Origin of the sequence: Modicisalibacter radicis (genome assembly GCF_900961225.1) — a bacterium.
In the GTDB taxonomy this organism is placed as follows: domain Bacteria; phylum Pseudomonadota; class Gammaproteobacteria; order Pseudomonadales; family Halomonadaceae; genus Modicisalibacter.
Genome location: NZ_CAAHFN010000068.1, coordinates 14,786 through 37,746, shown reverse-complemented (window position 1 = coordinate 37,746; position 22,961 = coordinate 14,786). Strand labels below are relative to the sequence as shown.

Annotated in this window: 20 protein-coding genes and 1 pseudogene; 2 read left to right on the top strand and 19 right to left on the bottom strand. The window is 68.2% G+C overall.

Features of this window, described 5'->3' with window-relative positions:
• A pseudogene (locus HR9077_RS22170) lies at window positions 1–173 on the top strand (IS4 family transposase); the annotation flags it as partial.
• 107 nt (window positions 174–280) lie between these two features.
• Here HR9077_RS22170 and HR9077_RS12910 read toward each other — a convergent pair.
• From HR9077_RS12910 to ilvD, 3 genes are all read right to left on the bottom strand, one after another.
• Window positions 281–607 (bottom strand): hypothetical protein, encoded by a 327-nt coding sequence (locus HR9077_RS12910; RefSeq protein ID WP_136067409.1) that lies wholly within the window; start codon window positions 605–607, stop codon window positions 281–283.
• 288 nt (window positions 608–895) lie between these two features.
• Window positions 896–1,972, bottom strand: coding sequence for an oxidoreductase (locus HR9077_RS12905; protein ID WP_136067408.1), 1,077 nt, complete (start codon window positions 1,970–1,972; stop codon window positions 896–898).
• A 430-nt stretch (window positions 1,973–2,402) separates the two neighbouring features.
• Window positions 2,403–4,247 carry a dihydroxy-acid dehydratase gene (ilvD, locus tag HR9077_RS12900; protein WP_136067414.1) on the bottom strand — a complete coding sequence of 615 codons (1,845 nt, stop codon included), beginning with the start codon at window positions 4,245–4,247 and terminating at the stop codon, window positions 2,403–2,405.
• A 309-nt stretch (window positions 4,248–4,556) separates the two neighbouring features.
• Here ilvD and HR9077_RS12895 point away from each other — a divergent pair, with 309 nt between their 5' ends.
• On the top strand, window positions 4,557–4,940 hold the full coding sequence (locus tag HR9077_RS12895; RefSeq protein WP_136067407.1) for a hypothetical protein: 384 nt from the start codon (window positions 4,557–4,559) through the stop codon (window positions 4,938–4,940).
• 94 nt (window positions 4,941–5,034) lie between these two features.
• On the opposite strand, the gene HR9077_RS12890 is transcribed toward HR9077_RS12895, so the two are convergent.
• The 16 genes from HR9077_RS12890 to HR9077_RS12815 form a co-directional block, all read right to left on the bottom strand.
• Complete coding sequence (locus tag HR9077_RS12890) at window positions 5,035–5,682, bottom strand: ATP-binding cassette domain-containing protein (RefSeq protein ID WP_136067406.1); 648 nt, start codon at window positions 5,680–5,682, stop codon at window positions 5,035–5,037.
• Window positions 5,675–7,363 (bottom strand): thiamine/thiamine pyrophosphate ABC transporter permease, encoded by a 1,689-nt coding sequence (gene thiP / locus HR9077_RS12885; protein WP_210725922.1) that lies wholly within the window; start codon window positions 7,361–7,363, stop codon window positions 5,675–5,677. Before thiP ends, HR9077_RS12890 begins: the two co-directional genes overlap by 8 nt.
• The gene (gene thiB, locus HR9077_RS12880) at window positions 7,339–8,343 is read right to left on the bottom strand and encodes a thiamine ABC transporter substrate binding subunit (RefSeq protein ID WP_136067405.1); all 1,005 of its coding nucleotides are present in this window, start codon (window positions 8,341–8,343) and stop codon (window positions 7,339–7,341) included. Before thiB ends, thiP begins: the two co-directional genes overlap by 25 nt.
• Before the next feature lie 78 nt (window positions 8,344–8,421).
• Window positions 8,422–10,842 (bottom strand): endopeptidase La, encoded by a 2,421-nt coding sequence (gene lon / locus HR9077_RS12875; RefSeq protein ID WP_136067404.1) that lies wholly within the window; start codon window positions 10,840–10,842, stop codon window positions 8,422–8,424.
• A gap of 78 nt (window positions 10,843–10,920) precedes the next feature.
• Window positions 10,921–12,195, bottom strand: coding sequence for a DUF945 family protein (locus HR9077_RS12870; protein WP_136067403.1), 1,275 nt, complete (start codon window positions 12,193–12,195; stop codon window positions 10,921–10,923).
• 92 nt (window positions 12,196–12,287) lie between these two features.
• Window positions 12,288–12,761 (bottom strand): phosphatidylglycerophosphatase A family protein, encoded by a 474-nt coding sequence (locus HR9077_RS12865; protein ID WP_136067402.1) that lies wholly within the window; start codon window positions 12,759–12,761, stop codon window positions 12,288–12,290.
• Window positions 12,758–13,726, bottom strand: coding sequence for a thiamine-phosphate kinase (gene thiL / locus HR9077_RS12860; RefSeq protein ID WP_136067401.1), 969 nt, complete (start codon window positions 13,724–13,726; stop codon window positions 12,758–12,760). The genes HR9077_RS12865 and thiL overlap by 4 nt, the downstream gene beginning before the upstream one ends.
• Window positions 13,727–13,739: 13 nt before the next feature.
• Window positions 13,740–14,240 (bottom strand): transcription antitermination factor NusB, encoded by a 501-nt coding sequence (nusB, locus tag HR9077_RS12855; protein WP_136067400.1) that lies wholly within the window; start codon window positions 14,238–14,240, stop codon window positions 13,740–13,742.
• Window positions 14,237–14,719, bottom strand: a complete 483-nt coding sequence (gene ribH / locus HR9077_RS12850; RefSeq protein WP_136067399.1) for a 6,7-dimethyl-8-ribityllumazine synthase — start codon at window positions 14,717–14,719, stop codon at window positions 14,237–14,239. Before ribH ends, nusB begins: the two co-directional genes overlap by 4 nt.
• Window positions 14,720–14,742: 23 nt before the next feature.
• Window positions 14,743–15,933 carry a bifunctional 3,4-dihydroxy-2-butanone-4-phosphate synthase/GTP cyclohydrolase II gene (gene ribBA, locus HR9077_RS12845; RefSeq protein WP_136067398.1) on the bottom strand — a complete coding sequence of 397 codons (1,191 nt, stop codon included), beginning with the start codon at window positions 15,931–15,933 and terminating at the stop codon, window positions 14,743–14,745.
• 133 nt (window positions 15,934–16,066) lie between these two features.
• A complete protein-coding gene (gene ribD / locus HR9077_RS12840) occupies window positions 16,067–17,203 on the bottom strand; it encodes a bifunctional diaminohydroxyphosphoribosylaminopyrimidine deaminase/5-amino-6-(5-phosphoribosylamino)uracil reductase RibD (protein ID WP_136067397.1) in 1,137 nt (378 codons plus the stop codon).
• A 52-nt stretch (window positions 17,204–17,255) separates the two neighbouring features.
• Entirely contained in the window at window positions 17,256–17,738 is a 483-nt protein-coding gene (nrdR, locus tag HR9077_RS12835) for a transcriptional regulator NrdR (protein ID WP_136067396.1), read from the bottom strand.
• Window positions 17,739–17,851: 113 nt separating this feature from the next.
• A complete protein-coding gene (cphA, locus tag HR9077_RS12830) occupies window positions 17,852–20,497 on the bottom strand; it encodes a cyanophycin synthetase (RefSeq protein WP_136067395.1) in 2,646 nt (881 codons plus the stop codon).
• Complete coding sequence (locus HR9077_RS12825; protein WP_244613205.1) at window positions 20,494–21,357, bottom strand: cyanophycinase; 864 nt, start codon at window positions 21,355–21,357, stop codon at window positions 20,494–20,496. The genes cphA and HR9077_RS12825 overlap by 4 nt, the downstream gene beginning before the upstream one ends.
• A gap of 185 nt (window positions 21,358–21,542) precedes the next feature.
• Entirely contained in the window at window positions 21,543–22,427 is an 885-nt protein-coding gene (locus HR9077_RS12820) for an alpha/beta hydrolase fold domain-containing protein (protein ID WP_244613203.1), read from the bottom strand.
• 22 nt (window positions 22,428–22,449) lie between these two features.
• Entirely contained in the window at window positions 22,450–22,950 is a 501-nt protein-coding gene (locus HR9077_RS12815; protein ID WP_280178436.1) for a thioesterase family protein, read from the bottom strand.
• Window positions 22,951–22,961 lie beyond the last annotated feature (11 nt).

Below are 22,961 nucleotides of genomic sequence, written 5' to 3'. Positions count from 1 at the left end.
AGTTAACAGTCCTCCCCTGGGTCTCGCCGGGGCGTGTGCCCGGTGTGATCCAGTCGATGCTGGAGATGGCGCCTGCCTTCGTCTTGCCTGAGCGACGCGAGCGATCTTACCCCCGATCAGTCAGGCGCCGACCCCAGAAGTACCCGACCAAGAGAAATGCCAGTCAGCGTTAACTGACTGGCATTACGGCCGTGGCCGAGGTTTTTTCATACTGCTACAACAATGAGCGCGAGTACTTTCGTTCCGGCGGCCGACGCCGATGCGGCACTCGCTCGCTCACTTATACGCCACCATCACTCACCAGCGGGCTGACGTGATAGGCGGTACGTGTGTCGACACGGACCTCAGCGGCAGCGCGGTGCTGCCTGGCGTCGATACCGCTGTCGGGCACCAGAGACACGTTGCGCTCCACCACCGCGGTCTGGCTATCCAGGTTGATGGCCGTGTTGCGGACGTCCTGGGCCGGGTATGCCGGCGGAACCTGATGACCGTGGTCCAGGCCGTGATCCGGCACCAGGCTGCTCGGCTGGGCCAGCGCGGCACCGGAAAAGGCCAATGCAGAAGCCAGGAACAGGGAAGTCAGTGATAGGCTCTTTACGCTTTTCATGTTGCTCATCTCCTTTTGAAAGATAACGTTGACCAAGGGATCGAGTTGCTTCGCCGATGACGGCAAACGGGATCGGTCGGCCATCGGATTCGGCGCTTGTGGCGCCTTGTCGATGAGAAACACGATAGCATGCTAACTTTTAGTTAGCAACAACAATTGTCTGCTAATTATATACTCGAAGATCGGATCGCGCTGCCCAACGCGACCCGAATGGGTGTCCGAAACGAAAGAGCCCCAGCGGTTGCCGGGGCTTGACGGGGTTTGGGTGGGCTTCGCCTGCGGGCGCCGCTATCCACGCAGCTTGTTGAGTCCACCCTCCTTGAGGCGCACCCAGCGTTGCTGACGCGAGCTGTCCAGCCCGGCCTCGATAAGCTGCATGACCGCCAGCGCCTCGTCGAGCGGTACCGGGTTGCCGCCCTGACCGCGTAGCGCATCGCGGATACCGGCGTAAAAGGCCAGATAGTCGCCGGGGCGGGTCGGCTGTTCGCGACTGACCAGCGGCGCACCCTCCTCTTCGCCATCGCGCAGGGTCAGGGTGCCGTTACGGGGATCCTCGCCCCACTGCGGCGCCGGCGTCTCGCCGGCCTTGAGGCGATCCTCCTGCGGATCGAGACCATACTTGACGTAACTGCCGGCGGTACCGTGAATCGCGAAACGCGGCGTTTCGGCGGCCACCAGCGCCGCCGCATGCAGTATGACGCGGCAGTTGCCGTAGTCGAGCAGCGCATGGAAGTCGTCGTCGACCTCGGCGCCGTCGCGGCGCTGCACGAGATCGAGCAGGATCGCCCGGGGCATGCCGAACAGCGCGCGGGCCTGGTCGAGCAGGTGCGGGCCCAGGTCGTACCAGATACCCGCCCCGGGCTTGGCCTGCTCGCGCCAGCGCTGACGCACCTCGGGCCGAAAGCGATCGAAGTGCGATTCGAAGTGGACGATCCTTCCCAGCGTGCCGGCCTCGAGCAGATCGCGCACGGTCATGAAGTCGCTGTCCCAGCGCCGGTTATGGAATACCGACAGCAGCTTGCCGGCATTCTCGGCCTGGCTCTTGAGCTGTCGTCCCTCGCTGAGCGTGATGGTGAAAGGCTTGTCGACCACCACGTTCTTGCCGGCGGCGAGCGCCGCCTTGGCCAGCGGATAGTGGGTCTCGTTGGGGGTGGGAATCACCACCAGATCGATATCGTCGCGCGCGAACAGGGCCTGGGGGCTGGATTCCACCGCGACCTCGGGCAGGTCGGCACGCACCTTCGCAGCGTCGCTTGACGACACCGCCGTCAGTTCGAGACCCGGGGTCGCGCGAATCAGCGGCACGTGGAAGGTCTGGCTGGCAAAGCCGTAGCCCACCAGAGCGACGTTGAACGATTCCTTCATTACTTCCTCCTTGTCCATGCGGGCCATCGCGCCCCCGCGGGCTTATGCAAAAAGCCGCGTTGACGATCGTCAAATGTTCAAAGAAACGTCATGTCGACCTTGGTCTAGTCAACCATACTCATTACTGCCCACTGTAAGTGAGCATTGCGAGTTTTATCCACTCGACCGGGAGGTAGCGACGATGTGCTGCTCCGAAGAAAGTCTGGAATTGCTGAATATATGGTATGCCACCGAATGCCTGCTCGAGGCACTCGCGGACGAGCCCGGCGAGGACGCCCGCCAGGCCGCGTGACATCGGTCGATGCGACACGCGCAAGACCCGAGGCGCAACGACGATGCCGGAATTCCAGGGCCCGTGGCAAGCGCCACGGGCCTTGTCTTGCGGCCCCCTGCGGTCCTGGCGTGGCTTTTACGTCCCCAGGCGTCCGGCTCAATCGAGCTTGGACAGGTCGCGCACCGCGCCGCGGTCGGCCGAGGTCGCCAGCAGCGCATAGGCCTTCAGCGCCGCCGACACCTTGCGCACGCGCTGGATGGCCGGCTTCCAGGCCTCGCCGCCGCGCGCCTCCATCGCCGCGCGGCGACGCGCCAGTTCGTCATCCGGCAGTTGCACGTCGATGCGCCGATTGGGAATGTCGATGCGGATCGGGTCGCCGTTCTCGACCAGCCCAATCGCCCCGCCCGCCGCCGCCTCGGGCGAGACGTGGCCGATCGACAGCCCCGAAGTGCCGCCCGAGAAGCGCCCGTCGGTCAGCAGGGCGCAGGCCTTTCCCAGCCCCTTTGACTTGAGATACGAGGTCGGATAGAGCATCTCCTGCATGCCCGGCCCGCCCTTCGGGCCTTCGTAGCGGATCACCACTACCTCGCCCTCCTCGACCTTGCCCTCGAGCACGTGCTCGACCGCCTGATCCTGGGACTCGACCACGTGGGCCGGGCCCTCGAAGACCAGGATCGAGTCGTCGACGCCGGCGGTCTTCACCACGCAGCCATCCTCGGCGATATTGCCGAAGAGTACCGCCAGTCCGCCCTGCCTCGAGAAGGCGTGATCGAGATCGCGGATGCAGCCGCTGGAGCGGTCGCCGTCGAGGCTCGGCCAGCGCGCCGACTGCGAAAACGCCTGCTGGGTGCGCACGCCGCCAGGGCCGGCCTTGAAGAACTCGACCACCTCGGGCGTCGGGTTGCGCATGATGTCCCAGCTATCCAGCGCCTCGGCCAGGCTGTCGCCATAGACCGTGGGCACCGCGGTATTGAGGACTCCGGCGCGATCGAGCTCGCCGAGAATGCCCATGATCCCGCCGGCCCGATGACAATCCTCGATGTGATACTGCTGGGTGTTGGGCGCCAGCTTGCACAACTGCGGCACCTCGCGGGAGAGCCGATCGATGTCGGCCAGGGTGAAGTCGACCTCGGCCTCCTGGGCCGCCGCCAGCAGGTGCAGAATGGTGTTGGTCGAGCCGCCCATGGCGATGTCCAGCGTCATGGCGTTCTTGAAGGCATCCTTGGAACCGATCGCCCGCGGCAGCAGGTGCGCCTCGTCATTCTCGTAGTAGCGCTTGGCCAGTTCGACGATGCGCGCACCGGCGTTCTCGAACAGCCGGCGCCGGTCGCTGTGGGTCGCCAGCACCGTGCCGTTGCCGGGTAGCGCCAGTCCCAGCGCCTCGGTCAGGCAGTTCATCGAATTGGCGGTGAACATGCCCGAGCAGCTGCCACAGGTCGGGCAGGCGCTGCGCTCGACCTCGTCGAGCGTGTCGTCATCCACGCTGTCGTCGGCCGCCATCACCATCGCATCGACCAGGTCCAGGCCATGGTCGAGCAGCTTGGTCTTGCCCGCCTCCATCGGCCCGCCCGAGACGAAGATCGTCGGCACGTCGAGGCGCATCGCCGCCATCAGCATCCCCGGGGTGATCTTGTCGCAGTTGGAGATGCACACCAGCGCGTCGGCGCAGTGGGCGTTGACCATGTACTCGACGCTGTCGGCGATGATGTCGCGGCTGGGCAGCGAATAGAGCATGCCGTCGTGGCCCATGGCGATGCCGTCGTCGACGGCGATGGTGTTGAACTCCTTGGCCACCCCGCCGGCCTTCTCGATCTCGCGCGCCACCAGCTGGCCCATGTCCTTGAGATGGACGTGCCCGGGCACGAACTGGGTGAAGGAGTTGGCGACGGCGACGATCGGCTTGTGGAAATCCTCGTCGTTCATCCCGGTGGCGCGCCACAGGGCGCGGGCGCCGGCCATGTTGCGGCCGGCGGTGGTGGTGCGTGAGCGATACTCGGGCATGCGATCCTCGTCTTGGCTAGCCATCTTTCACCGCAGCCTGTCAATCGCTGACAACGGCTCGGCAAGGCCCGCCAGGGCGGGGCCGGATGGTCTGCAGTTGTGTCCAGGTGGGCAATCGATTCTGTCATGTCTCCCCGACCGAAACCAGCGGGCCGGTCCCGGAACGACACTGCAGAATTTCGTGGCGAACCCGCCGCCGCGGCACTATCGTGAAAAATGACGCGACGGGAAATAGCGTCGGTCGAAGGGCCATCCGCGCCCGACGGCTCATTCCACCTGGCAGGATTTCTACGAATCAAGGAGTAGTTCATGGAATCTGCATTGAAGAAAACGACCAGACTGCACGCCTTTGCTACCACTCTGCTGTTGACGGGATTGCTGACCGCCGGAAGCGCACTCGCCAACGAATCCAGCGGCACGTCCACGGAGGGCATGAACGAATCGGGGGGCGCCGGCATGTCCCAGGAGTGCTCGGAAGCGGCTCAGGATGACAGCGGCCAATGCCCGCAGGAAGAAAGCCTCGGCGAAGGCAGCGAAAGTGACTCCACTGGCGGAACCAGCGCCGGCAGCGGTTCGGGCTCCAGCCAGGGCGACACCGATGCCGGCGACGGCACCGACAGCGGCGCGACCGGTGACAGCGATAGCGGTTCGAGCGGCAGCGATAGCGGCTCGACCGGCGGCAGCAGTCAGTAAACCAATCCACCCGTACCGGGCGACCTTGGGGCCGCCCGGCCGGTTGGCCATGGCATCGATCGACCACCCTCCGCTTTCCGCCCCCGATCGCGGCCTAGGTCATCAACCGCCCTTCACGCAGGAAAAGACGCCGATCGGACAGCGCCTGGACATCCTCGCTGTCGTGGCTGACCAGCAGCACCGCCACGCCCCGCCGCCGCTGCTCGCGGACCAGCGCCCACAAGTGCCGACGGTTATCGTCGTCCAGGCCGCTGAACGGCTCGTCGAGCAACAGCAGCGGCTGTTCGCGCAGCAACGCGCGCAACAGCGCCACGCGCTGGCGTTGACCGCCCGACAGCGCATCGGGCAGCCGATCGTGCAGGCCGCCGAGCCCCACACCGTCGAGCCCGTCGCGGATACGCCGATGGGCGGCGGCATCGAGCCTGAGGTCGGGCGCCAGGCCGAGCCCGATGTTGGCCCACACCGGCAGATGCTCGAACAGGTTGTGCTCCTGGAAGACCGTGGTCAGCGGACGCCGCCAGGGCGGACGGTCGCGCCAGGCCTCGCCGTTCCAGCCCAGCCAGCCCGAGGATGGCTCGAGAAAACCGGCGATCAGGCTCAGCAGCGTGCTCTTGCCGCCTCCCGAGGGGCCCTGCACCGCCAGGCATTCGCCCGGCGCGAGGGCCAGGCTGAAGCAGAAGTCCGGCGTCTCGCCGGGATCGGCGCGCCGGTAGTGGAAACGCAACTCGCGACATTCAAGCATGAGATTCGGCTCCGCCCGGCCAGTAAAGGGATTGGCGATAGCGCGGCAGGCGGCGGGACACGCGCTCGAGCAGCGAGAACACCGCCACCACGACCACCAGCAACACCAGCGCTGTCGCTGCGGCCCCCTGCCAGCGGTAGCCGCCCAGCTGCTGATAGAGCAGCATCGGCAGGGTCGGCCGACTGGGGCTGCCGAACAGCGCGATCACGCTGAAGTCGCCCAGCGACAGCGTCATCGCATAGGCCAGTGCCAGCCCCAGCGGGCGGCGCAACCGCGGCCACACCAGCCAGCGCCAGCGCGCCACGCCGTGGATGCCCAGCTGGTCGGCCAGCCGGCGTTGCGCAACCGGCACATCGAACAGCGTGCCCCTGAGCACCTGCATGGCGAAGGGCAGCGCCATGCAGGCATTGACCAGCACCACCAGCGCGTAGCCCTGCCAGCCGCCTCCCAGGCTCGGGCGCAGCAGCAGGAACAGCCCGGTCCCCAGCACCAGCGCGGGGATCACCAGGATCAACTGACCGCCGCCCTCCATCAGCGCCGCCGTGCCACCGCGCTCCCGGCGCTGCAGCCAGGCGCTGCCCACCAGCAGCATCAGCGCCACCAGCAGCGCGCCGATACCGGCCACCGAGGCCATGACGAGGCTCAGCGCCATGGCCGGCCACAACGAGGAACCGCGCGACAGCAACTCCGGCACACCACCCAGCCCGGCCACCACCACCGCCGCCAGGGGCGGCAGCAGCAACAGCGCCAGCCCCGCCAGCCAGGCCGCGTCCAGGTAGCGCGACAGGCCCTGCGCATCGCGCCGCCACCAGCGTCCCAACGGCATGCGCCGCCCACTGCCGGCGATCAGTTGCGTGGCGTCGCCATGGCGCAGCGCCAGCGCCCACAACGACAGGCAGATGATCAGTTGAACCAGCGCCAGCAGGGCGGCCTGGGCCAGATCGCCCTCGAACTTGAGCGCCTGATAGAGCGCGACCTCGAGGGTGGTCGCCCGCGGCCCGCCGCCCAGCGTCATGACGATGGCGAAGCTGGTGAAGCACAGCGTGAACACCAGCGCCGCCAGCCGCGGCAGCACCCGGCGGATCACCGGCCACTCCAGCGCCCGCCAGAGCGCCCGGCGGGTCAGGCCGAGCTGCGCGGCCAGCCGCCAGTTGGGCTCCGGCTGACGTTCGAGCGCCTGCAGCAGCAACCGCGCGGTCAGCGGCAGGTTGTAGAACACATGGGCCAGCACGATCCCCGACAGGCCGTAGAGATAGCCCGCCGGCTCGCCGGTCAACGCGCGCCACAGCGGCGCCGCCCAGCCCTGGCGACCGTGCACCGCGACCAGCCCGAACAGCGCGATCAGCGTGGGCACCACCAGCGATAGCTCCATGGCCCGCAGCAACGCCCGCCGCCCGGGAAAGCGCGGCCGCCGCGCCAGGGCAATGGCCACCGGCAGCGCCAGGGCGACGCTGGCCAGCGTCGACAGTGTGGCCTGGGTGAGCGTGAAGCGCACCACGCCCATCAGGTACGGATCGCGCCACAGCGCGGCGGCATCGGCCAGCGTCGCCCGCGAGAGCAACGCCGCCAGGCTGGCCAGGCCCATGCCGACCACCGCCAGCCAGGCCAGCCCGCCCAGCCACAGCGGGGCCCGACGCGTCAGCGCGACGCCTCGCATCAGCGCGTGCTGGCGCGCAGCCACTCGTCGATCCACTCCCGCCGGTGGCGATGAACCTGCTGCGGCGGGAAGGTATAGACCTCGGGGTCGATCAGTTTCGAGAAGACGTCCGGCAGCGCCTCGCCCAGGTCGACCGCCGGATACATGACGTTGGTCAGCGGCAAGGTGTTCTGGAACTCGCTGCCGAGCATGAAGTCGAGGAATTCACGGGCCAGTTCGGGATGTTCGCCATGGCGCGTTCGCGCCGCGACCTCGACCTGCAGGTAGTGGCCCTCGTCGAATTCGAGCGCCTGATAGCGGTCGGTGTCCTCGACCGCCATGTGGTAGGCCGGCGAGGTGGCGTAGGAAAGCACCATCGGCGCCTCGCCGTTCATGAACAGCGAGAAGTAGGCCTCGCTCCAGTCGCGGGTGACGGTCAGGATGTGCGGCTGCAGGCCCTGCCAGATCCCGTCGGCGCGCTCGCCGTAGGCGTGCTTGATCCACAACAGCAGGCCCAGCCCCGGGGTGCTGGTGCGCGGGTCCTGGATGATGATCTTGAGATCGTCCGGAGCGTCGATCAACGCCTCGAAGCTCGTCGGCGGATCGTCGAGCGCCTGGGTGTCGTAGACGAAGGCGAACGGCGCCCAGTCGAACGGCACGAAGGTGTCGTCGCTCCACTCCACGGGCAGCGACAGCGGCGCCAGATCGACGCCGTGGGGCGCCAGCAGTCCCGACTGGCGGGCGCTGGCCATCAGGTTCATGTCCAGTCCCAGCACCACGTCGGCGGCACTGCCCTCGCCCTCGAGGCGCAGCCGCTGAAGAATGCCGACGCCGCCATCGAGGGCGACGAAGCGCACGCGGCAATCGCACTGCGCCTCGAACGCCTGCTTGACCACGGGCCCCGGGCCCCATTCGGAGACGAAGGCGTCGTAGGTATAGACGGTGAGCGTGTCCTCGGCCTGGGCCGCGGCGCTGCCGAGCAAAGCCGCCAGCGCCAGGGCGCCGGCGATCGCCTGTCGATGCATAAGTCGTTTCCTGGTCGTGTCATGGGCGGCGAGCTGCGAGCACAGGATTATACGCGTTCGCCGCCCAGGATCGGACCGTCAGGCGAAAACCACCTTCGCGACATCCCTGTAGTGCCTGGCGAAGTGCACCGTCATGCCCTCCTTGAGGAAATCCGGCAGCTCGTCGTAGTCGCGGCGATTGGCCTCGGGCAGGATCGCCTCGAAGATGTCGCTGCGCCGGGCGGCGATGATCTTCTCGCGGATGCCGCCCACCGGCAGTACCTGACCGGTCAGGGTCAGCTCGCCGGTCATCGCCAGCGCGCGATCGACGCTCTCGTTGCGCGCCAGCGACAGCAGGGCGGTGGTCATGGTCACCCCCGCCGAGGGGCCATCCTTGGGCGTGGCGCCCTCGGGCACGTGCATGTGGACGAACGCCTCGTTGAAGAAGTCCGGGTCGGCGCCATACTCGCTCAGGTGACCCAGCGCATAGCTGTAGGCGATGTTCGCCGACTCTTGCATCACCTCGCCGAGCTTGCCGGTGAGCTTGATGCCGCGGGTCAGGGCATGCACCTTGCTCGCCTCGATGGGCAGCGTGGCGCCGCCCATCGACGTCCAGGCCAGGCCGGTGACCACGCCCACGCCCCTGAGCACCTGCTCCTTGCGGAAGATCGGCGCGCCCAGGTACTCCTCGAGATTCTTGACAGACACCTTGACGCTCTGCTGGTCGTTTTCCAGCAGCTTGACCGCCGCCTTGCGCACGATGCGGTGCAGCTGCTTCTCGAGCTGGCGCACCCCGGCCTCGCGGGCGTAGCCCTCGATCACCTGACGCAGTGCCGCGTCGGTGAGATTGATGCGCTTCTTGGGAATCCGGTCACGCTCGAGCAGCCGCGGCCAGAGATGATTCTTGGCGATCGCCACCTTCTCCTCGGCGATGTAGCCGGACAACCGCAGCTGTTCCATGCGATCGAGCAGGGCCGGCGGAATGGTGTCGAGCTGGTTGGCGGTGCACACGAACAGTACCTTGGACAGGTCCAGGCGCACGTCGAGATAGTGATCGAGGAAGTCGACGTTCTGCTCCGGGTCGAGCACCTCGAGCAGCGCCGAGGCCGGATCGCCCTGGAACGACTGGCCCATCTTGTCGATCTCGTCGAGCATGATCACCGGGTTCTCGACCTCGACCTCCTTGAGCGCCTGCACCAGCTTGCCGGGCATGGCGCCGATGTAGGTGCGCCGGTGGCCCTTGATCTCGGCCTCGTCGCGCATCCCGCCCACCGAGAAGCGATAGAACTTGCGGCCCAGCGCATCGGCGATCGAGCGCCCCACCGAGGTCTTGCCGACCCCCGGCGGACCCACCAGCATCAGGATCGAACCGCCCACGTCGCCCTTGAAGGTACCCTCGGCGAGAAACTCGACGATGCGCTCCTTGACGTCGTCCAGGCCATCGTGGTCGCGGTCGAGCACCGTGCGGGCGTGCTTGAGATCGAGCTGGTCGTCGGAGGTGACGCCCCACGGCAGCGCGGTCAGCCAGTCGAGATAGTTGCGCGTGGTGCCGTACTCCGGCGAGCCGGTCTCGAGCACCGACAGCTTGTCGAGCTCGTCGTCGATGCGCGACATCACCCGCTCGGGCACCTCGAGATTCTCCAGCCGGGCGCGGAAGGTATCGACGTCGTTCTCGCGATCGTCCTTGGAGATGCCCAGCTCCTTCTGGATCACCTTCAACTGCTCGCGCAGGAAGAATTCGCGCTGACGCTCCTGCATCTGCGCGTTGACCTGCTCGCTGATCTCGGTCTGCAGCTGGGCGACCTCGATCTCCTTGCGCAGCAGCGGCAGCACTTTCTGCATCCGCGACATGATCGGCAGGGTCTCGAGGATCCCCTGCAACTCGCTTCCCTTGGCCGAGGTGATGGCCGCGGCGAAGTCGGTCAGCGGCCCCGGCTCGTGGGGGCTGAAACGATTGAGATAGTGCTTGAGCTCCTCGCCGTAGAGCGGATTGATCGGCAAAAGTTCCTTGATGCCGTTGATCATCGCCATGGCGTAGGCGCGCGCCTCCTCGTCCTCGGCGTCGATCGGCTCCTTGGGATAGCTGACCTCGACCAGGTAGGGCGGCTTCTTCGACAGCCAGCGCACGATGCGAAAGCGCCGCATGCCCTGGGCGATGAACTGGATCTGCTGATCCTCGCCCTGGACCTTGTGGACCTTGACCGCGGTGCCGATCTCCGGGAAATCGCCGTGCTCGAGCTCACCGCCGCCAGCATCGCCGACGTAGGCGACCCCCACCGCGTGGTGGTTGGTGTTGGCGACCCGCTGCATGGTCTCCTGCCAGCGCTGACGCTGGATCACCAGCGGCTGGACCTGGGCCGGGAAGAACGGCCGATTGTGGATCGGCAGCAGGTAGATACGCTCGGGGAGGTATTCGTTGGTCGGCACCACGGCGCCATGCTGGCCGTGCTCGCCCTGCTGTTCGGCGGCATCGCCGAGGAGTTCCGCTGTGTGGTCGGGATCCTGATCGTATTCGCTCATCGTTCACCTTAGTGTCCGCCGGGCCAAGATTGGCCGCCATGCTGCATGCAATGCGGGCACCGCAGACGAAGTTCAAGCTTATAAAGGCAATTCAGAGAGTTCTCGACCATTGAGACGCAGCGCGCCATCCACCACCCGCAGCGTCAATCGACGGGTGTCCAGCGGCAGGCCAAGCTGCATCAACAGCAGCGGCGGTACGTCGTAGGCTTCGATCCGCCCGTCGAGGCGCTCGCGCCAGGGACCGCGGGTCGCCGCCTGCCCCAGATCGGCAATCTCCAGTGCCTGGCTGTCGGTACCGTCGAACGTCAGCTCGCCGTGGCCGCGCATGTCGACCCCGAACATCGCGCTCGACAGGTTCACGGCCTCGAGGGTGAGTCGCGGCGAGTCGGCCAGCGTCGCCAGGACCATCGGCTCGAGCCGCGCCAGCAACCGCCGCCGGGCGGTCTCGTCGAGGCTGGCGAGATCGCCCGCCTGCAGCAATGCCCCCAGCTCGCCGACCAGGTCACGCACCGCATCGCCGTCGAGGCGCGCCAGGGCCAGTTCGGCATTGCCGGCAAGCAGCGGCTGCTCGGCGACCCGGGCCTGCTCCAGCGACAGGCTCAAGGCCACCTGCAGGTCCCGCTCGAGCCGGGTCTCGTCGGCGTAGCGAAGCGTTCTCAGGACGAGCGTCGCACGCTGTGGATCGCGGTATTCCAGCGAATCGAGGATCAGTTCGTTGCGCTGGTGGTAATACTCGCCGCGGGCATCGAAGCGATAGCGATTGTTGACGAACACCGGCCCCGCGATCAGTTGCCTGTCGCCCTGCTCGAGCCGCAGCGGGGCGACCTGGCCGGTCAAGCGCAGATCGCCGTGGCGCCCTTCGATGTCGAGCTCGGCGCCGGTGAAGGCGAGCCGGCCGGCCGGCGTCGCCCGTTCGAAGGCGGCGAACACGATACGCGCCTCGCCACGACGGTCGAAATGATCCAGCGTCGCGGTCCAGCGCGGTTCGGCGCTGGCCAGAACGTCGCCGAACAGCGCCCGGGGTTCGGTGGCGGCCGCGTCGTCGCCGGCCAGCATCACCTGCAGCGCACCGGCGAGGCGGGTGTGCAAGATGCCGTGGCGCGCGTCAAAGGGCAGCACGAGCCGCCAGTCGCCGCCCTCGCCGGCCGGGCTCAGCGCGATACGACCCTCGGAATGGAACCAGCCGCGCTCGCCGACGTCGCGCTCGGCCTGCCAGCGCCCCTCGGCGTTGATGCGCGCCACGCTCCTCGCCAGCTCGCGCTCGAAGACATGACTCGAATAGGCCTGGGCACCCAGGTACCCCGCCACGCCGACGATCAGCGCCAGCGCGATCACCGGCCATCTCTTGCGCATGCGACTCCCCTTCTCGTCCTTCACGACTTCGAACCGAGGCTAGACTTTAGAAGCGCTGAACAAATGGGCGAGCGGAGTAAGCGATCATTTGTTCAGTGAAGCCAGAACCACAGATGCATGGTACTCCAGGCATAGACCCCGGCGAGCACGTCGTCGAACATGATGCCGAAGCCGCCGGCGATGCGCCGGTCGACCCAGCGGATCGGCCAGGGCTTGATGATGTCGAAGATCCGGAACACCACGAAGCCCCACAACGCCGCCTCCCACGAGAACGGCACCGCGGCCATGGTCAGCCAGTAACCGACGAATTCGTCCCAGACGATCCCCGAATGGTCGTGGACGCCGAGATCCCGCGAGGTCTTGCCGCACAGCCAGATGCCGACCAGGCTGGCGAACAGGATCAGCCCCAGGTACCAGGACAGCTCGAGACCCGACATCAGCCAGTAGAAGGGAATCGCCGCCAGGGTGCCGAAGGTGCCCGGGGCGAACGGCACGGCGCCGCTGCCCAGGCCGAAGGCGAAGAAGTGCGTCGGCCGGCGCCAGACGCTGGCAGGGGCACGGTTCATGACGCCCCTCCCGGGAAATGCCGCCAGCCATTGTGCAACAGGTCGGCATCGACGCCGGCGATGCCCGGGGTCTCGCGCAGGCGGCCGATGGCGGTCAAGGGTACGTCGAGCGCGGCGAGACCCTGCCGGGCGGTTGCGAATTGTGCAGACGGCAGACTGATCAGCAGCTCGTAATCGTCGCCGCCGCACAGCGCCGCCTCGCGCGCACCCGTCTCGCCGAGGCGCGCCACCAGTCCGTCGCTCAGCGGCAAAGCGGCGACATCGAGCTCGGCACCCAGCCCACCGGCGCTGCACAGGTGGTCGAGATCGACCAGCAGCCCGTCGGAGATGTCGATGGCACAGTGCGCCAGGCCGCGCAACGCCTCGCCGGCCGCCAGGCGTGGCAGCGGCAGCAGGTAGGCGGCCAGCAGCGGGTCGTCGAGCTCGCGGACTCCGGCCTGCCAGGCCTCGAGGCCGCCACGGCCACCGCCCAGCGCGCCGGTCACCGCCAGCACGTCGCCGGCTCGGCCGCCACCGCGGCTCAAGGCCTGCCCGGCCGGGATTTCGCCATGCACGGTCACCGAGACGCTCAGCGGCCCGCGGGTCACGTCACCGCCGGCCAGCGCCACGTCGCAGGCCCGGCACAGCGCATGGAAACCCTCGGCGAAACCGGCCAGCCAGGCGTCGTCGACCTCGGGCAGGCTGATCGCCATCACGCACCAGCGCGCCCGCGCGCCCATCGCCGCCAGGTCGCTGAGCGCCACCGCCAGCGCCCGGTGGCCGATCGCCGTGGCCGGCGCGTCGGCGGGAAAGTGCACCTCGGCCAGCGAGGTATCGACGCTGACCGCCAGCTGGCTGCCGGGGGTCGGCGCGAGCACCGCGCAGTCGTCGCCCGGGCCCTGCACGACCCCGGAGGTAGCGCCAGGCACGGTGGATTGCGCGGGCCCCGCGAAATAGCGGGCTATGAGCTCGAATTCGCTCAGCATGGGAACGGGCACGTCAGCGACGGCGTGCGTTGACCTCGGTCATCCGCAAGCGTCCGGCGAGCTTGTCGAGGATGCCGTTGACGTATTTGTGGCCGTCGGTTGCGCCGAACGACTTGGCCAGTTCGACCCCCTCGTTGATCACCGCGCGGTACGGGACCTCGAGACGATGCGACAGCTCATAGGCGCCGAGGCGCAGGATCGCCAGTTCGATGGAATCCAGATCCTCGATGCGTCGGTCGAGCAGCGGCGCGATGGCGGCGTCCAGCTCGCCGCAGTTGCGGGCCACGTTGTGCAGCAGGTCGTGGAACAGCGCCAGGTCGGCGATCTCCATCACCTTGCGCCAGTTCTCGTGGTCCTCGAGATCCTCGTCGGCGATCTGGCTGCGGAACTCGGCTTCCAGGCTGGTCACCGACTTGCCGGTCATCTGCCACTGGTAGAGGCCCTGCACGGCCAGCTCGCGAGCGGCGTGGCGCGCTTCGCGGGCACTGCTCGTGGACTGTTCGCGGCGGCTCATGCCTGGCCTCCGAAGCGCTTCATCAGCGAGACCATTTCCATCGCCGCCATGGCCGCCTCGGCGCCCTTGTTGCCGGCCTTGGTGCCGGCACGCTCGATGGCCTGCTCGATAGAGTTGACGGTCAGCACGCCATTGGCGACCGGTGTCTCGAACTCCAGCTGCAACGCCCCCAGGGCGCTGTTGCAGCCCCCGGCGACATACTCGAAATGCGGCGTGCCGCCGCGAATCACCGCGCCCAGCGCGATCACCGCGTCGGGCTTGACCACTCGCAGCGCGCGCTTGACGGCCAGCGGCAGTTCCCAGGCACCGGGCACGTGGACGATATCGATGTTGTCCTCGTCGACACCATGGCGCACCAGGCTATCGACGGCGCCCTCGACCAGGCTGTCGACCACGTGATGGTTGAAACGCCCCACGACGATCACGTAGCGACCGTCGACATCGGTGAAGGAACCTTCGACTTGAGAAATCGGTTGCATAACCATGTCCTGAAAAAAAGGGCTTATTCTAGCGACTCGCCCGCATCGGCGGAATCGGCATCCAGCCGCTCGACCACTTCCAGGTCGAAACCCGACAGCGCGGAAAACTTCCACGGTGAACTCAACAGCCGCATCTTGCCGACGCCCAGCTGGCGCAGGATCTGCGAGCCGGTGCCGATCATCAGGTAGTTGCCGGCGCCATCGGAGTCGCTGGTGCGCGGGGCCCGGCAACGTTCCAGGAAAATGTCCAGCTGCGACTTGAAGTCGAGCGAGGCGCGGCCGTCGTCGAGCAGCACGAAGACCCCGGCATCGGCCGCGGCGATCTGCGCCAGGGCGTGATGGGCGGTCCAGTTGCTGCGCTCGGGCTTTTGCAGCGTGAGCAGATCGCGCAGGCTGTCGGCCAGGTGCACGCGCACGGTGGTCGCCGCGCCGGGGGCCGGCTCGCCCTTGACCAGCGCCAGATGATGGGCGCCCTGGATGCGGTCGTGGAACACCTGCAGGGTCATCGGCCCGAAGGCGGTCTCGACCGGCTGCGACTCGACGCGCTCGATGGTCTGCTCGGTATGAATGCGGTAGTGGATCAGATCGGCGATGGTGCCGATCTTCAGGTCGTGCTCGGCGGCGAAGCGCTCCAGCTCGGGGCGTCGCGCCATACCGCCGTCGTCATTCATCACTTCGCAGATCACGCCGCTGGGCTCGAAGCCGGCCATCGCCGCCAGGTCGCAGGCCGCCTCGGTGTGCCCGGCGCGGCGCAGCACCCCGCCCGGCTCGGCCATCAGCGGAAAGATATGCCCGGGCTGGACGATGTCCGCGGCCTTGGCGTCGCGCGCCACCGCGGCCTGCACGGTGCGCGCCCGGTCGGCGGCGGAGATACCGGTGGACACGCCCTCGGCGGCCTCGATCGACAGCGTGAACTTGGTGCCGAACCCCGAACCGTTGTCGCGCACCATCAGCGGCAGGTTGAGCCGCTCGCAGCGTTCGCGGGTCATCGGCAGGCAGATCAGGCCGCGCGCATGGCGCGCCATGAAGTTGATGTGCGCGGCCTCGACCTTCTCGGCGGCCATGATGATGTCGCCTTCGTTCTCGCGATCCTCGTCGTCCATGAGGATCACCATCTTGCCCTGGCGAATGTCTTCGACCAGCGCTTCGATACGTGCCAGGCCCTGGGCAGACGGCGAATCGCCAGCGGGGGGCCGTGAAGAAGAAAGCGCCATGGGATCTCCGGTCTTTTCGAACGGCGTTGTCGGCAAATGGCGACTGGTTCGCGCGCCTTTGTCACTTCGCCGGGTCAGGTCGGCGGTCAGGGTACCTGTCTGCAGGCGCGCGCGCCAGTCCCCCGACACGGCGTCACACGCCGCGTTGCGGACGGGCGACGATCCGCCAATCGTGGCCGACGGCGCGAATGTCGTCGATCCGCAACGGGCGTTGCTGAGCCATTCGCTCCAGCCCGGGGATGGCGAACAGCGGACGCGCCTCGCCGCCCAGCAGCGTGGGCGCGACGAACAGCTGCATCTCGTCGATCAGGTCGGCATCGAGCATCGCACCGGCGAGCGTCGCCCCGCTTTCGAGCAGGATCTCGTTGCACGCCTCGTGGGCGGCGAGATGCCCGAGCAGCGCCGCCAGATCGACGCGGCCGTCGCGACCGCAGGGCATGATCAGCACCTCGGCGCCGGCCTTTTCCAGCGCGGCGCGGCGTTCGGCGTCGTCGCTGCAGGCGGCGATCAGCGTGCGCCCCGGCTCGCTCAGGCAGGCCGCCGCCAGCGGCAGGCGCAGGCGCGTGTCGACGATCACCCGCAGCGGCTGGCGGGCGGCGATCGCCTCGCCTTCGGCGCCCTCGATGCCCAGCTGGTCGGCACGCACGGTGAGCCGCGAGTTGTCCATGATCACCGCCTCGACCCCGGTCATCACCGCGCTGGAACGCGCGCGCAGGCGCTGCACCTCACGCCGCGCCGGCGCCCCGGTGATCCACTGCGATTCGCCATTGGCCATGGCGGTGCGCGCGTCGAGACTCATCGCCATCTTCAGCCGCACGAAGGGCCGGCCGCGGCTCATTCGCGCGACGAACCCGGGATTCAGCGCCCGCGCCTCGTCCTCCAGCAGGCCCAGCTCGACCTCGACGCCGGCGTCGCGCAGGCGCGCCAGGCCGCGCCCGCTCACCTCGGGGTTGGGGTCGCTCATCGCCGCCACGACCCTGATGATGCCGGCCTCGACAAGCGCCTCCGCACAGGGCCCGGTGCGACCATGATGGGCGCAGGGCTCCAGCGTCACGTAGGCCGTCGCCCCGCGCGCCGCCTCGCCGGCCGCGCGCAGTGCGTGGATCTCGGCATGCGGCTCGCCGGCGCGGCGATGCCAGCCTTCGCCGACGATCCGCCCCTCCTTGACCAGCACGCAGCCGACGCGCGGGTTGGGATCGGTGGTGTAGAGGCCGCGATGCGCCAGCTTGAGGGCGCGGGCCATGCAGGCTTCGGGGATCGTCTGGGCCATGTCACTTCCTGGAGATTGCTCATCGACGCGACAGCGCGCGCCGCGCAGGTGCTCAGTGCTCTTCCTCGTTGGGCGAGAAATTGGGCTCCTGGGCCAGGCGGTCGATCTCGGCGCGGAACTCGTCGATATCCTGGAACCGCCGATAGACCGAGGCGAAGCGGATGTAGGCGACCTGGTCGAGGCGCTTCAAGGCACGCATCACCTCCTCGCCGATCTCGCCCGCCTCGACCTCGCGCTCGCCGCGGGCACGCAGGCGCTGGCGGATGCGCTCGACGGCGGCCTCGGTCGACTCCGCGCTCACCGGGCGCTTTTCCAGCGCGCGCAGCATGCCGTCGCGCAGCTTGCGTTCGTCGAACGATTCCCGCGAGCCGTCGGCCTTGATCACCCGCGGCATGACCAGCTCGGCGGTCTCGTAGGTGGTGAAACGTTCGCCGCAGCCGGCGCACTGGCGGCGCCGACGCACCTGATCGCCCTCGGCGACCAGCCGCGAATCGGTGACCTTGGTATCGTTCTTACCGCAAAAGGGACAATGCATCGCTCGACATCCGCCATGGGACCAATCCTGCTAGTGTAACGGGAATAGGCCACCGCGCGGAAATCGTCCGCTCCCGTCGCCGGCTGACGCCAGCCGCCTTCGCGGCGGCACCTTCAGGGCGCTTCGGGCGGCGCGGCGCCGAACCGACGCCCCTTGAGGCGCTCGAGGACGCTGTCGATGTCGTCGATCAACAGGACCAGCAGGTCGCCCTGATCGGCCTCGGCGAAGGCCGCATCGATGGCCTGGTTCTCGTCCATGACCAGCGCGACGCGACAGACAGGGTCGCCGCGCCCGGCGTGGCCAGCGGCGACCGGCGATTCGGCGCCATGGCACAGCAGCGTGGCGGTTTCGCCCGCGTCGCGCCCACGCGGATCGGTTTCGTAGACGTAGAGCGCATCGTGCATCCTGGCGAGCTGCTCGCCCAGCGCCACGAGATCCTCATCGCGACGGTTGCCCGGCGCGCTGGCCACGGCGATGCGTCGCCGCGCGGGCAGGCGGCAGATCAGTTCGTCGAGGGCGATGAGCGCCGCGACGTTGTGGCCGTAGTCGACCAGCACCTGGACCCCGTCGGCCATGACCAGGTTGGTGCGTCCGGGGTTCTGGGCATGCGTGGGGTGGAAGGTCCGCAGGCCGCGCTGGATGTCGGCGATGCCCAGCCCCAGGGCATGGGCGGCGGCGCTGGCCGCCAGCGCGTTGGCGACGTTGAAGCGGGCATGGCCCTCGAAGGCGATGGGCACGTCGAGGACCGGAACGATCTCGGCCTCGACATGCCCCTGGCGCATCACGATGCAGCCGTTGACCACGGTGAAGGCCACCCCGTGCTCGCGGACGTGGCGCCGCACCGCCAGCGATTCGGGATCCAGGGTGAAGAAGATGACCTCGCCCCGCGCCCATTCCTGGGCCGCCAGCACTCGCGGGTCATCGGCATTGAGAACGGCGGTTCCACCCTCGCGCACCGCATCGATGACCACCGTCTTGCAGCGCGCCAGGTCATCGAGACTGTGGATATCGCTTTCGCCGAGATGATCGCTGGCGATGTTCAGCAGCACCCCCACGTCACAGGCATCGAAGCCAAGCCCGCGGCGCATGATCCCGCCGCGCGCCACCTCGAGTACCGCGTACTCGACGGTCGGTTCGCGCAATACGATGGCCGCCGCCTGGGGGCCGCTGTAATCGCCGCGCAGGATCACGTGGTTGTCGATCTCGATGCCGCCGGTGCAGGCCATGCCCACCTTGCGCCCGGCCTGGCGCAGCAGGTGGGCGAGCAGCCTGACCGTGGTGGTCTTGCCGTTGGTGCCGGTGATCGCGGCGATCGGGATGCGCCCGTCGTCGCCTTCGGCGAACAGCATGTCCACCACCTGGCGGCCGACCTCGCGGCCCTCGCCATGGGTCGGCGACAGGTGCATGCGAAACCCCGGTCCGGCGTTGACCTCGACCACCGCCGCCGCCTGCTCCTCCAGCGGGCGGCTCAAGGTCTCGGCCACCAGGTCGATGCCGATGATGTCGAGCCCCACCAGCCGTGCGATGCGCTCCGCCAGGTACCTCACTTCCGGGTGGACCTCGTCGGTCACGTCGGTGGCCGTGCCGCCGGTGCTCAGGTTGGCGGTGGCCTTGAGGTAGACGATCTCGCCGGCGGCGACCACGCTCTGCAGGGTCAGGTTCTGCTGCTCGAGCAAGCGCTGCGCCTGCTCGTCCAATTGGATCTGGGTAAGCAGATTCTCGTGACCCAGGCCACGCCGGGGATCGCGATTCTCGGCCTCCACCAGCGCCTGCAGGGTGGCCACGCCGTCGCCGACGACATGCGCCGGGCGCCGCCGCGCCGCCGCGACCAGGGTGTCGTCGATCACCAGCAGGCGATGGTCGTCGCCGCGGATGAACCGCTCGACGATCACCGACGGGTGCTGGCGGGCGGCGGTCTCGAAGGCCTCGCGCAGGGCGTGGCCATCGTGGATGTCGGTACTCACGCCGCGGCCGTGATTGCCCGCCAGCGGCTTCACCGCGAGCGGATAGCCCAGGGTTCGCGCCGCCTCGAGCGCCGCCTCGTACGAATCGCACACCCAGCCGCGCGGCACCGGGATCCCCGCGTCGCCGAGCAGTTGCTTGGTCCAGTGCTTGTCGTCGGCGATGCTGTAGCCGAGCAGCCCGGTGCGCCCCGTCACGGTCGCCTGGATGCGCTGCTGGCGGTGGCCGTGGCCGAGCTGCACATGGCTGCTGTCCTCGCTCAGCCGCGCCCAGGGGATGCCGCGCTGGCTGGCCGCGGCGACGATCGAGGCGGTGGACGGCCCCAGCATGTGCGCGTCGCGAACCGCCTTGAGCCGCGCGATGATCGTTGGCATGTCGATCGCCCGGCCGTCGAACAGCCGCTCGACGAAGTCCACCGCCTCGACGCCGGCCGCCAGCCCGCAGGCCTCATCCCGGTAACGGTAGATGACGTTGTAGATGCCCGGCTCATGGGTATCCAGCGTCTTGCCATAGCCCACCGAGAAGCCGATCAGGTTCTGCAGCTCGATCGCCACGTGCTCGACGATGTGCCCGGCCCAGGTGCCGCGGGCCAGCCGCTCCAGAAAGCCGCCGCGGCGGCCGACCGAACAGCGATGCTCCTCGAGGCTGGGCATCCGCTCGGTGATACGCGCGACGATGTCGGGCATGGTGTCGCTCGGCCGCTGTTCGAGATCGCCGATGTCCAGGCGCATGAAGATCGCCACGTAGCGGCTGTAGTAGTTCGGCCCGCGCAGGGCGCGATGTTCGAGAATGTTCATCGTCTCTCCGCGAGGCAGGCCCGTAGCGCCTCGCTGCCGAGATAGCGTCGCGCCTCGACGTCGAAGCCGTGACCGCTGATCAGCGCATGCAGGATCATGTTCTCGATCGCCACCGGCGCGCCCATCTCCAGCTCGGCGATATTCGAACTGGCCAGGTCGCGGCTGTCGATGATGATCACGTGGCCCGGGCCGATCGCCTCGAGCACGCCGTGGGGATGAATGACCACTCCGGCATCCTCGCTGAGGCCGACCCCGAGATGTTGCGGATTGGCCGCCCCGACTTCCATCAGCCGTGTGAAGCGGCCGCGCTTGAGGAAATGGCTGTCGATGATCAACCCCTCGACCAGCCCCAGCCCGGAGGTCATGTTGACCGCGCCCTTGCGCAGGGCGTCCTCGGCGGTGCTGTTGTAGATCATGGTGCTCGGCAGGGCCGCCGCCCCCGCGCTGGTGCCGGCCACCACCGCGCCGGCCCGCGAGCAGGCGCGGACCGCCTCGAGGGCCGGCGAGCCGCCCATCACGTGGGTCAGTCGCAGCTGATCGCCGCCGGTGAAGAAGATCACCCCGCTGCGCTCGATCAGCCGCACGATTTCGCCATCGGCCGCCTGGCGGCGATCCTCCATCGCCAGCGTGTGGACCTGGCTCGCGCCCAGCCGCTCGAAGGCCGCCTGGTAGATGGGCAGTATCTGTCCGGGGATCGAGCTCGCGGTGGCGATCACCGCAACCTCCGCGTTGCCCGCCGGGGCGAGGGAAAAGACCTGGTTGAGAATCGCCAGATCGGAGGTACGATCCTCGGCACCGCCGATGGCGATCAGCGGACCGCGAGCCGCGAGCCCCAGGGACATGGGAGAGGATGCTGCCATTAGCCTTTCGCCGCCGAGCGACGCTTTTGAAAATGCACGGAACAGGCTCGGTAATTCCCGTCCAGCCCGGCAGGCGTCGGGCCGGGCCGGACGGGGAACCCCCCTGTTGCTACTGCTCAGTCTAGCTGCCCATGCGGATCAGGCAGGCACAATGTGGCAGGCGGCGTGGATTCGCCGCGCGCGGCTCAGCCCAGCCGAGCCTTCAGGGTCTGACAGTACTTCTGCCAGGCATCGCCCATCGCCGGCAGGCGGGCGTGCGCATGCAGGGCGCCGTGGACCATGCCAGCCGCGCAGAAGTAGTCGATCTGGGCGCCGGTGGTGCGCCAATCGGTAATCGCCGCCTCGAAGGGCCGCGTCAACGGGTCATGCTCGACCGCCAGGGCGACGATCTGCGGCGCCGGGGAACGCGCTTCGCACAGCTGGGAAACACTGCGCGCGACCTGCTGCCAACTGGCCAGGACGTCTTCTCGGCTGAGAAGCGGCGCATCCGGCCCCAGGGTGTCCAGGGAGGGCGTGCCCACCGGCGGATAGACGAGCCCCAATGGCCATTGCCAGCCGAGCCGGCGCGCCAGATCCAGGCCCAGCCTGGCGCCGGCGCTGTCACCGACCAGCGCGACCGGGCGAGCCAGTTCGACGACCGCGTGGCAGTCGTCGATGGCCTGGCTGTAATCGGCCTCGGGGGAAAGCCGATAATCGACACTGATCACCTCGCGCTCGAGGCGCATCGCCAGGTCCGCGGCGATGCCGTGATGGCTCTTCGTCGACCCCAGGCTCCAGCCGCCACCGTGGATGTAGAGGACGCACTCGTTGCCGCGGGCATCGGCCGCAGCGCCGGCATTGACCCCCGACGGACGCAGCCGACGGACCCGGACGCCGTCGAGAACGGTGTCCTCGACGCTCAGCGAGTCGGGATCCGGCGGCGCGAAGCTTTCGCACAGCGCCTCGTAGCGACGCCGCGCGGTGAGCATGTCCTCGGCGGCACTCACCGCCTGCATGCCACGCTCGAAACGCCGAATGAAATCCTCCACGCTGATCTCAGCGGTCTGCTCGTTCTCGCCGGTGGCTGGCATGCTGCCTCCTGCCTCGTCTATCTCAAGTTGTCGCCTCCCGCCGGGGGATGGCGATGCGCCGGCCGGCCGACGCCGGGCGATCTTCATCGCCGCACAGCGGCAAGGCCTCGATGCACGCCGTCACCGGCTCGGGGAACGGTCCCGGCCGGCCGCTGTCGGTGGCGATGCCCATCAGCATCTGCTCGCTGGTCGCCAGGCATTCGCCCGCTTCGTCGCGCATGCTGAAGAACGCATGCAGGCGCTTGGCGTCACGGTCGATCAGTACCACCTCGACCGTCAATGGCTGATCGCGATGCGCCTCGCGGCGATAGCACAGATGGGTCTCCAGCGTATACAGAGTATAGGCGTGGCGCTCGCGCCCCGCGTCGTCGAGACCGATCGACGCCATCAGCGCCTCCACCGCCTGCGAGAACACCAGCGCATAGGCGGCATCGTTCATGTGGCCATTGTAGTCGACCCAGTCGGCCGCCACCGTGGTGGCCAGGATACGCTGGGCGGCAGGGCCTTGGTTCGCTTCGCTCACGGGCGCCTCCC